Genomic DNA, 11,753 nt, shown 5'->3' with positions numbered 1-11,753 from the left:
TCGTATCAGTAAAACTCTTTTTTATCTTTTAATTGACTATTTTTAGTTCAACGTAATCAGTTTTGAAAAGAATAACCACCATACTCCTTTTATATATCTTGCTAGCATGTATTAACGTGCAGGCACAATCGATCTATTTTAAAAATTATCAAACCCACGACGGTCTCTCCAATAGCACGGTCAAATGTATTACACAGGATGTTCAGGGTTTTCTATGGTTAGGGACAAGGAATGGTCTCAATCGCTTTGATGGCAATCAATTTAAGATATTTAGACACAATGCTTCAGACTCTACAAGTATCGGAAGTTCGTCCATTTTAAGTATTCTCACAGACAGTAAAGGAATACTATGGGTGGGAACCACACGCGGCACCTATTGTTACGATCCCATTAAAGAAAATTTTACACCATTCAGGGGTGTACCAATCGGTGAAGTAAATGCCATACACGAATACGCCGGTTTTATCTGGCTGCTTTCGAACGGAAAACTTTATCGCTATAATTCTTACACAACAGAAATAATTCCATTTGATCAGAACAAAAATACCATTGTAGCGATTACCAGCAGCAAGAAAGGCGGGTTGTGGACAACGGACAATAACAGTACCATCCAACGGTATCAGGTTAATACGAGCAAATTTGTCGAAGTTGACCTTAAAAAGATCGATCGAAAAGCATTGGCAAATACAAAAACCGTTTACGCCATCAATGATTCCCTATTGATGGTCGGGACAATCAATTCGGCTTATTTGTTTGATTTCAAAAATGGCCGGTTAAAAAATCTATTTGCAAGTCATTACCCCAATAAAGTCATCCAGGCAAACTGTATTATTCAACAGACGGAGTCAATATACTGGATCGGAACAGAAACTGGAATATATACCTATGATATTCACACGGGTCAGAGCCAGCACATCAAAAAAGATCTGCTCAATCCATTTGCCATATCTGACAATGCTGTCCTGAATTTCTATCGGGACCGTGAAGACAATATCTGGTTTGGAACATTTTTCGGCGGCTTTAACCAATACAGCAACCAATTCGACAATTTCAAAAAGTATCTATCCGGGTTCGGAAAATCGGCCCTATCAGGCAATATTGTACACGATATCAAAAAAGATCGCTATGGAAATTTCTGGATAGGAACAGAAGATGGCGGCCTGAACAAAATAGATGCTCAAACACAACAGATTCAGCATTTCCTTGCCAATGGAAAAAAAGGAAGTATAGCGCATAACAATGTTCATGGCCTGGCAACAATTGGTGACGATCTTTGGGTAGGCTCCACAACACATGGACTAGACATTCTCGACGTAAAAACCGGAAAACTAAAAAAACACTATGACCGTATCGGCAAAGGCCCCTTACAAAGCAGCTTTGCCGTATGCCTCTATAAGTCTAAAGACAACAGCATGTTTGTCGGGACAGACCGCGCACTATACCGCTACAACAAAAATAGCGACAGTTTTGACCTCCTTCCAATTACCGCATGGATACAAGGCATTTATGAAGATCAATATGGTATACTCTGGATCAACACCTACGGTAGCGGGGTCTACCAATATAACCGCAGTTCGGGAGAAATTCAGCATCTGTTATCCGAACAAGGTAAACAAAATACACTCGTCAATAATTACGTCAACGGTCTATTTGAAGACAGCAAAAATAACTTGTGGTTTTGCACCGAAAGCGGCCTCTCAAAATACCGTCGTGATGGGCACTTCACCAATTATCTGACCGAATCCGGTTTACCTTCCAATCAGGTATTCAAGGTCCTGGAAGATGACAACAGGAGCATCTGGATATCTACCGGTGGTGGACTGGTCAGACTGGACGAAGGTGTCCCGCGTAGGGTCATCTATACATCGAGAGACGGGCTTCCCGCAGATCAGTTTAATTATAATTCGGCTTATAAAGATAGCGACGGGACTTTATATTTCGGGACTATCAAAGGGATGGTAAGCTTCAACCCGACAAAATCCATTAAGAACAGCTTTATTCCACCTATGTTCATCAGCGGCATTCAGATTAACAATGTGAGCGTACCGGTTCGTGAAAATGGCATACTGAAAGAATCCATCTCCCTATCAGAAGAGATCCGACTGACCTACGACAATTCCAATATTAGCTTCAATATCGCCGCCTTGAGCTTTGTTTCCCCAAAGAGCAATCCTTATCGTTATATCATGGAAGGTTACGATAAAGACTGGACCGATATTACAGGCAATCAAAAAATCTATTACAATAAACTTCCTCCGGGCACTTATACGTTTAAGTTCAGAGGTGCAAATAACAACAGCGTCTGGAATCCGGATGAAAAAAAACTGCTCATCATCATTTCGCCACCCTGGTGGCAGTCAGGTTGGGCATACTTACTTTATTTTTTGAGCTTCGGCACCATTGCATTGCTCGTATTACGGTATTACTTTCTCCTTATAAAGGCCAACAACGCCCAAAAGATGGATAGTTATGAACGAAAAAAAGAACAGGAAATATATAACCTCAAGCTGGAATTCTTCACCAACCTGGCCCACGAAATTCGTACGCCACTCACGCTGATCAAAATGCCCCTTGAGAAAATAATCAATAACCATAAATTTACCGATCGCGACACAGCCAAAGACCTTGCGCTGATTGAAAAAAACACGGCACGATTAATTCGCCTCACCAACCAATTACTTGATTTTAGAAAAGCAGAAACCAACAATATGAGCCTTATTTTTACTAAAACGGATATTAATGCCCTCCTATCCGAAGTATTTCACGATTTAAATTATCTCGCAAAAGATAAACAGCTGCATTATGAGCTTAGCCTGCCACGTATCAGTCTCGCTGCTTATGTGGATGAGGAAGCCCTCCGAAAAATCTTTACTAATCTTATTCACAACGCCATCAAATATGCAGATGAAGAAGTCTATGTCAGGCTCCTCCCTTTTAATAGCGATGATATTATGTTCAATATCGAATTTAAGAATGATGGTGAGCTTATTCCTTATGAAAAAAGAGAAAAAATATTTGAACCATTTTATCGCTTAAATGAATCCGATAAAGATACGGGGACGGGAATTGGTCTTCCTTTATCCCGCTCCTTGGTCGAATTGCACCAAGGAAACTTATCCCTTGTACATCTGGAGGAAAACCGCAATATATTCCTGCTATCGATCCCAATTTTTCAGGAACAATCGCTCGACATCAAATCTTTTCAGGAAGATAATGACGATCATGTATTGCATGATAGATCCGATGAACAGGAGGAAGAAAAGCCGGTGATTCTACTCGTCGAGGACAATAAAGAAATATTGGCCTACCTCAATAAAGAATTGAAAACCAGCTACACTGTTCTACGGGCAGGGAATGGTGCCGAGGCCCTTGAAATATTAGACCAAGAGAATGTACAACTTGTACTAACAGATATTATGATGCCCATTATGGATGGTCTAGCGCTATGCAAACGCATCAAAACAGATATTCTGTATAGCCATATTCCCGTTATTTTTCTAACGGCAAAAAATGCGCTGGATTCAAAAATTCAGGGATTAAAAAATGGTGCCGATGCCTATATCGAAAAACCTTTTTCGCTTGAATTCCTCATGGTACAGATACGCAACATCCTCAAAAACCGTAAAATTATCAAGAATTACCTGACCAATTCTTCCAATTCCAACTTAATGGATATTAACGTTTCAGCACCCGACAAAGATTTTATCAGTCAGCTGAATACGGTTATTTATGAGAATATTTCAACGATAGATCTCAATGTGGATGAACTCGCCAAATTGATGCATATGAGCCGTCCAACACTTTACCGTAAAATCAAAGGACTCTCCGACCTCACACCCAATGAATTGATCAATATTTCACGGTTGAAAAAGGCGGCAGAACTACTCACCCAAAAAGAATATAACATCACCCAGGTATCAACGATGGTCGGTTATACCGTACAATCCAATTTTTCAAGGGACTTTCATAAGCACTATGGCATGTCGCCAAGCAGCTATATTCTTGAAAACAGCAAGTGATGAACACCAGTTCTAGTACCAGGAAGAATATTATTCCAATGGCGTAAAAACTGTTCCCGAGATGCCAAAAGAATATCGGCACTTGATAAAGAAAGAAACCGTCCCTAGGTAAAGAAAGAATCGGGGACAAATACAAGGAGCTCGAAAATCTTATTGAAAGACGCTAGCGAAGAAAAAAAACGTAGACGTAGAAGGTTTAGCCTACGTCTACGATAATGGCATGCACTTAATTCTTACGCGTTGGAACAAAGAATGCCGCCAGTAACATAAATATGCCGGCCAATAGCAAGCCATAAATGGATTGGCCATGAAAAAAATATTTGATGATCATGCCACCAAAAAATCCACATACAATCTGAGGTAGGGTAATGAAAAAATTAAATAGCCCCATATAGACCCCCATTTTACCCGTAGGTAAATGATCGCTCAAAATTGCATAGGGCATTGCCAAAATGCTTCCCCAAGCGATACCAATACCGATCATAGGAAGAATCAGTAGATTGGCATCTTTGATCAGAAATAATGAAATTAACGAAAGCCCACCAATGGAAAGCCCAAGAGCATGCGTTTTTCCACGCCCAAAATGTTTAGCTATCCGCGGAATAAACAAGGCATACAAGGCCGAGACTCCATTGTAAATGCCAAAAAGCACACCTACCCAATTGGCAGCCTCCATATAGAGATCCTGCCGATTTCCTTCCCGCAGGTAAAAAACCGAATCAGCAATAGCTGGAGTGGTATACACCCACATCATAAAAAGGGCAAACCAGGAGAAAAACTGAACCCAGCCCAACTTGCGCATGATCAATGGCATCTTACCGATATCGCTAAAGATAGAACGCAAGCCAAACTTTGGTGCCGCATCCTGTTCAATAGCAACCGTATCCGAAAAAGTCTGAAGTTCTGTAGGTGAGTACTCTTTTGTTTTGAACACAGACCATAACACCGTTAGAAGCAGGACAAAACCGCCTACATAAAAGGAGTAGATAACATTGCTCGGTACCTGCCCGGCTTCAGAAGTACCTGCTACATGAAAATACTTCGTCAACATAAAGGGAAGTAGCGAGCCAAGGACAGCGCCAATCCCGATTAAAAAGGTCTGTACCGAGAAGCCCAAACTCCGCTGACTGCTCGGCAGATTATCACCGATCAGCGCTCGAAAGGGCTCCATGGTCACATTGATGGAAGCATCCATAAACATCAATAAGCCAGCACCGATCCAAAGTGGCGCCAATAATGTTGTCAATAATGCCGCATTGGGCATTAAAAATAAAGTCAGGGTAGTTAACAGTGCCCCCACCAAAATATAAGGTCGACGCCGGCCTAGTCTATTCCAGGTTCGATCGCTATAATGACCTATAATTGGCTGTACAATCATCCCCGTGATCGGAGCAGCAAGCCAAAAAAGTGAAAGATGTTCCACATCAGCACCAAATGTCTGGAGAATACGGGAGGCGTTGCCATTTTGCAGCGCAAAACCCATTTGTATCCCCAGAAATCCAAAACTCATATTGATGACCTGGCTAATGCTTAATTCAGGTTTATTTCCCATAATAGGCTATCAAAATTTAAGACAAAATACAATTTAATTACCATTTAACCGTTATTTTCAGCAGCATAAGATAGGTTCTTTCACTGCTGAAAACTGGGGTTTATCTCAGCTGAAATACCTGTTTTTTGCTTTGCCCAGGCAGCACGAAAGCTTCGGTTACCGTCTGGATATGGACTGCAGTATCACTGACATTTTCGATCGTATAGCCATCGGCATCTACTGCAATCAGTAAAGTCGCTCCACGAAATAACACCCGGAATTTATAGCCTTCCCATTCTTTGGGCAACATCGGATCTAAATACAATTGTCCTTCCTTAATCCGCATTCCTGCAAAGCCCTCTACGATTGTCATCCAGGTACCCGCCATCGATGTAATATGTAAACCGTCTTCGGTATCGTTATTGTAATCATCCAGATCCAAACGCGAGGTGCGCAGATAGAATTCATACGCTTTTTCCGGCTTGTTCAATTTAGCCGCCAATATCGCATGTACGCAGGGAGAGAGTGAACTTTCATGCACCGTAAAAGGCTCATAGAATTCATAATGTCGAGCTAGGGTGTCCAGGTCAAATTGATCCTCAAGGAAGTAAAAACCTTGCAATACATCGGCCTGTTTGATATAACAGGAACGCAGAATCCTATCCCAACTCCAATGCTGGTTAATAGGGCGTTGAGAGGGATCAAGTTCTGCCACTGGAATCAGCTCTTTATCCAAAAAGCCATCTTGCTGCAAATACACATTGCGTTGCGCATCAAACGGATAATACATGTTATCGACAATGTGCTGCCATTTTTGTTGTTCTTCCGATGCTACGGCCAGCTTCCTTTTCAATACGTCAGCATTCCCGTCGCTCAGCTGCACCAACTTTTTTAAACAGTCCAGTGTATATTGAAGGCACCACGAAGCAATACGATTGGTATACCAGTTATTGTTTACGTTGTTTTCATACTCGTTTGGTCCCGTCACGCCCAACATAACATATTGCTGGCGATCGCCACTCCAATTGACACGCTGTGCCCAGAAACGGCTTATCGCAACCAAAACTTCCAATCCATGTGACCAGATATAATCCTGATCTCCGGTGTAACGGACATAGTTATAGATCGCAAATGCAATGGCTCCATTGCGATGAATCTCCTCAAATGTAATCTCCCATTCATTATGGCATTCCTCACCATTGATCGTCACCATGGGATAGAGTGCTGCGCCCCGATTAAAGCCGAGTTTAGCCGCATTTTCGATTGCCTTTTCCAATTGCTGATGACGATAAATCAACAAATTACGGGCAATCTTTGGTGACTGTGTTGCGAGGTAAAATGGAATACAATATGCTTCGGTATCCCAATACGTGACACCACCATATTTTTCACCTGTGAAACCTTTCGGACCAATATTGAGGCGCTCATCTTCGCCGGTATACGTCTGGTTAAGCTGGAAAATATTGTAGCGTATTGCCTGCTGCGCTGCAACATCGCCACTAATTTCAATATCACTTTCTGCCCAGATCGCTTGCCAGGCTGCTGCCTGTTGAGCCTTTAACTGCTCATAACTCAGCACATCCAATTGGCGTAGATTAGCCGAAGCAGCCTCTTTTAACTGAGCTGGCGGGTGATTCTGCGAGGTGACAATAGCAACACGCTTCTCAACACGACAAATTTGCGATTCGGCAAGATCCGTCTGATAGATCTCCGTCATACAACCCGGACTTGCGACGGTATCTTGCACTTCCACGACCGCTGTTGGACCTGCTACACTCGTTTTAAGCATGGCATAGACCTCAAAACCCGTTTTCTTGGTGCGCGCTACCACAAAGGTATTTTCACCATCCCTACCCTGCGCTTTACTTTCCCAAAATTGCTCGTCATAATTACTATCACGGTTAACGACTTCAGCATTTAACGGCGACCTGATCTCCAATGCAATTGGACCAGAAAGCGCCTGGATGTTGTACTGCAATGAAGCTGTTTCGGAAGCAAACAGATGATACATCCGGCTTGCTTCCACCTTAAGCTGTGCTCCATCGGGCATTTCCACGACAAAACTGCGGTATAAAACGCCATGCTGCATATCCAGTCGGCGTTCAAAAGATTTAACCGTAACTTTATTCAGATCGAGCACCTGCCCATTGACCAGAATATGCAGGCCTATCCAATCGATAGAATTGATGACCTTGGCGAAATATTCCGGATACCCATTTTTCCACCAACCTACACGTGTTTTGTCCGGATAATAAATACCGGCCAAATACGACCCTTGCAAGGATTTCCCGCTGAATTTTTCTTCAAAATTAGCCCTCTGCCCCATCCGACCATTACCAATAGCGAAGATACTTTCCGAAAATTCATTATGTTCGGGGCGAAATGTATCTTCGATAATTTGCCAAGGGTTATGTTTGATATATGTTTTCATCTTTTTATTGTTTTTCACTACATGATGGGAACCGAGGGCAAATAAATGATTGCCCTATTTACCGATACCATCTACATCATGCTTCCCGCTATTGAATTTCTCCTAAATTTTAAAATTTATCGACTAAGATCCCTAAATCCGCGACGACCAAATCCGCTCCCTTGAGATGTTCCTCCAGGCCTACACCTATTACCTGCATACCGGCTGCCCTTGCTGCATCTATTCCAGCCTGAGCATCTTCCAGCACCAGGCAGTGGGTCGGCTCAATCTCCAGCACCGCAGCCCCCTTAAGGAAAACTTCCGGATTGGGTTTAGAAAGCTGCACAACATTGCCATCGATCAGCGCGTCGAAATAGGTTATAATTCCAGTTTTTACAAGGATACCCATTGCATTCTTGCTGGCCGAGCCAAGTCCAATCTTAATTCCCTTTTCCTGTAGCTTTTTTAAAAGTTCCAAACTACCGGAAAGCAGGTCGTCAGGGCTCAGCTGTTCGATTAACTCCAGGTACCATTGGTTTTTAAGCACCAGTAAATCCGCTTTTTCAGCTTCGGACTTTTCCAGCCCAGCCCATTTTAAAATAAGCTCCAGCGATTCAATCCGGCTGACACCTTTCAGCTGTTCGTTGTCAACAATGGAAAACGAATAGCCCAAGTTTTCGGCCAATCTATGCCAAGCTTGAAAATGATAGATTGCCGTATCCACCAACACACCGTCCAAATCAAATATTACGGCTTTTACTGTAGTATAATTAATCATTGAAAAATGAATTCTATAGAATTTTAAATTGTATTAAAACTTAAGCTCCAGCACTTTAGTCTCATAAGCTTCCAATTTCAAGGTATTGTCAGCTGGAGTGGTTTCCTTTTTTTGGATAATATCTACATAGGATTTCACCTTGCTGTTTCTCTCCTTAAAACGATCCAGTTTGATCTCTTTCGCCGAATCGTTGCAATTCATTACGACCATAACCGTCTCTTGTTCATTGTAGCGGAAATACACATACACGCCATCTTCGGGCACATACTGCATCGTTTTACCAGTTTGTAATACAGCATGTTGTTTACGATAATTGGCTAGCGTTTGAACAAAAGTCCACATATCCTGCTCTGCCTTAGTCCTCCCGTCTGCGGTAAACTTATTCAGTTTGTCACCCGCGAAACCACCTTGAAAGTCTTCCCGTAGCAAGCCATCTGGATTGGAGAAATTCTTCATCAGAATTTCCGCTCCATAGTATAATTGTGGGATGCCCCTTGTTGTCATAAGCCAAGCCATTGCCGATTTATATTTCTGCATATTTTCACCGACAACGGAGAAAAAACGATCTTTATCATGGTTATCCAAAAAAAGCACATTTTGCTCGGGATGTGGGTACAGAAAGTCAGAAGCGAGGGTTGAATACAATTTGTTCGCTCCGGCGGTCCACTCAGTCTTTTGGTTGAGTGCATCACCTATGGCATAATTAAGCTGAAAATCCGTGACACCCATCAGCTTGGAATCGACCTCCTGGCCAACTCGTTTTCCGCCCAGAAAATAGGCCTGGTTCCCTACACCATGTACCCATGTTTCACCAAAAAAGGTGAATTTTGGATACTCCTGCAGAATGCGATCTGTCCATTTGGCCATAAAATCCAGATCATTGTACGGATAGGTATCAATTCGGAATCCATCTATTGCTGCGGTCTCGATCCACCAGATATGGCTTTGGGTCAAATAATTTTGAACGTATGGGTTTTGTTCGTTCATATCGGGCATTGTGGGAACAAACCAGCCTTTGACCATTTTCTTTTTGTCGTCTGCAGAGGCATAAGGATCAAAAACTGTCTGGTCTTTGTAAGATGTCTGTGTATAGGTAGGCCATTCATTGAGCCAGTCGGCCATCGGCTTGTCTTTCACCGTCCAATGATAACTTCCGATATGATTGGGCACCACATCAAAAATCAATTTCATCTGACGTTTATGCAGCTGTTCACCCAATTGGACATAGGTATCGTTGCTACCAAAACGGGGATCAATATGATAGGTTTCGGTGTTGGCATAACCATGATATGAAGCCTGCGGCATGTCATTGGTCAACACAGGAGTCAACCACAAGGATGTCACCCCAAGATCTTGTAGGTAATCCAGCTTTCCGATAATACCTTCCAGATCACCGCCATGACGCAGATACATCGAGTCTCGGTTTAAACTCATATCCAACATACCTTTCACCTGATCATTTTCTCTATTTCCATTGGCAAAACGGTCCGGCATGATGAGGTAGATTAAATCGGCACTATTAACCCCTTGAGCTTTTACTTTTTGGTCTCTTTGTTTTAACTCATAGCGATAGCTCAGTTTTTTCTTTCCCTGACGAAAGGTAAAAGTCGACCAACCAGGTTGAGCCGCAGCAGCAACCTTGACATCCAAAAATAGATAGTTAGGATTTTCTACACGATTGATTTTGACTAGTTCGATGTTCTTATCTTCGATCTGAACTTCACTTTTTCCTATCTCAGGTCCATAAACCACAAGTTGTAGCGTCGGATTTTCCATTCCGACCCACCAGTTTAAGGGTTCGACACGTTGAATGGATTGCCCCATCAAGGGGCTCCATCCAAGCACAGTTAGCGCCACCAATAGGGTGGTGATCTTCATATTTCTTTTTAACATAATCTGCTATTTCTTCGTCAACGTATAAGTATTTGCATTGAAATCCACGACAATATCATAGGTACCGGCATTGGCAACGGCGATATTTGCACCGCCAGCAGCCAAGGTGCCATTAGTCCCGCCAAAATTGGTTCCCCAATCGTGGTTTTTACGGAATTTGATCTCGCCTGCAGTCAAGCTCACTGTGAGCTTCCATACCTGATTGGCATTGTCGAATTTCATATCCGTATCGGCATCCCAGCCCTTAGGCGTGGCGCTACCAATAATGCCCCAATTGTGATCTTTAAATGAAATGGTATTTGCCGTCGTATTGACTTCTATTTCCAGATTTCCTGCACGGGGAGCTTTTATATTTCCACCGCCATTAAAAGCGAGTTTACCATCTGCAGTCTGTCCATAGGAATTTGCCCAATTGCGCTCAGGAGTCAGTTTAAAGGTCAATTTTTCTTCTGGAAAATTGATGATACCGGTATAGATCCCATTACTCGTCGGCGAAATCAACGATTCAGCATTGGCTTCAACCCAGTCCTCATAAGCCCCTATGGCATATAAATAACTTGTTGAAGCGAAGGGGATCGCCTTCAGACCAGCTAAAGCAGAATACACCACCGTAATTTTAGCGTTGATACTTGACTTTATGCGCACGTCAAATTCAGAAGTGGTCCCTGTTGACACACCCAAAGCAAGTAAATAGCTATTCAGCTCATAACCCGTAAAACCTACGGTGCTCCGACCACTAGGAATAACCACTTCCTTTACAGTTTTAAAATTGTCACCTTTAAGCCCAAACTGAAGGACATTGGTCACTGCAGCCTGAAAACCAAAGTCAGGCTGAATCATATTGAGGTGCAGTACCGTATCCTCTGCGTTATCTTTTGACAAGGTTACATTCGTTTTATCGAGGCTTAAAGTCGCCGGCTTTATGTCCTCCCCGCTAGCCAATATAGCGCGCGTCTCGTCTTTTTTACAACTTTGGAACGCCACGATAAATAGCAGCATGATTCCGATATAGTGTCTAATTTTCATCTGTTTAATTTTTGTTTTCAATAGCTGATGAAAGCCCGGGTAACTGACCATTCGCCAATGCGTCGAACAATAGATATTGCCCGGTTTCATCTGTCA

6 protein-coding genes are annotated in these 11,753 nt (G+C 42.6%); 1 reads left to right on the top strand and 5 read right to left on the bottom strand.

Going from position 1 to position 11,753, the window contains the following annotated elements; genetic code table 11:
- Positions 1-62: 62 nt before the first annotated feature.
- Positions 63-4,019, top strand: coding sequence for a hybrid sensor histidine kinase/response regulator transcription factor (locus B4Z90_RS12310; protein ID WP_286802380.1), 3,957 nt, complete (start codon positions 63-65; stop codon positions 4,017-4,019).
- Positions 4,020-4,245: 226 nt separating this feature from the next.
- On the opposite strand, the gene B4Z90_RS12305 is transcribed toward B4Z90_RS12310, so the two are convergent.
- The 5 genes from B4Z90_RS12305 to B4Z90_RS12285 form a co-directional block, all read right to left on the bottom strand.
- The gene (locus B4Z90_RS12305; protein WP_286802379.1) at positions 4,246-5,571 is read right to left on the bottom strand and encodes an MFS transporter; all 1,326 of its coding nucleotides are present in this window, start codon (positions 5,569-5,571) and stop codon (positions 4,246-4,248) included.
- A gap of 100 nt (positions 5,572-5,671) precedes the next feature.
- On the bottom strand, positions 5,672-7,981 hold the full coding sequence (locus B4Z90_RS12300; RefSeq protein ID WP_286727900.1) for a family 65 glycosyl hydrolase domain-containing protein: 2,310 nt from the start codon (positions 7,979-7,981) through the stop codon (positions 5,672-5,674).
- A gap of 109 nt (positions 7,982-8,090) precedes the next feature.
- Complete coding sequence (pgmB, locus tag B4Z90_RS12295; protein ID WP_286802378.1) at positions 8,091-8,738, bottom strand: beta-phosphoglucomutase; 648 nt, start codon at positions 8,736-8,738, stop codon at positions 8,091-8,093.
- 33 nt (positions 8,739-8,771) lie between these two features.
- Positions 8,772-10,631 (bottom strand): glycoside hydrolase family 13 protein, encoded by a 1,860-nt coding sequence (locus B4Z90_RS12290; RefSeq protein WP_286802377.1) that lies wholly within the window; start codon positions 10,629-10,631, stop codon positions 8,772-8,774.
- Between the two features lie 6 nt (positions 10,632-10,637).
- Positions 10,638-11,657, bottom strand: coding sequence for a SusE domain-containing protein (locus B4Z90_RS12285; protein ID WP_286802375.1), 1,020 nt, complete (start codon positions 11,655-11,657; stop codon positions 10,638-10,640).
- Between the last annotated feature and the right edge of the window lie 96 nt (positions 11,658-11,753).

The sequence above is a fragment of the Sphingobacterium sp. UBA5639 genome (assembly GCF_002421245.1).
GTDB lineage: Bacteria > Bacteroidota > Bacteroidia > Sphingobacteriales > Sphingobacteriaceae > Sphingobacterium > Sphingobacterium multivorum.
The sequence above is the reverse complement of the archived record's forward strand: the minus strand, read 5'-3'. Positions and strand labels throughout refer to the sequence as shown.

Excerpts from the sequence above, each read along its gene's own strand:
- B4Z90_RS12290 (WP_286802377.1), bottom strand. The coding sequence starts at position 10,631 with ATGTTAAAAAGAAATATGAAGATCACCACCCTATTGGTGGCGCTAACT.
- B4Z90_RS12285 (WP_286802375.1), bottom strand. The coding sequence starts at position 11,657 with ATGAAAATTAGACACTATATCGGAATCATGCTGCTATTTATCGTGGCG.
- pgmB (WP_286802378.1), bottom strand. The coding sequence starts at position 8,738 with ATGATTAATTATACTACAGTAAAAGCCGTAATATTTGATTTGGACGGT.
- B4Z90_RS12300 (WP_286727900.1), bottom strand. The coding sequence starts at position 7,981 with ATGAAAACATATATCAAACATAACCCTTGGCAAATTATCGAAGATACA.
- B4Z90_RS12305 (WP_286802379.1), bottom strand. The coding sequence starts at position 5,571 with ATGGGAAATAAACCTGAATTAAGCATTAGCCAGGTCATCAATATGAGT.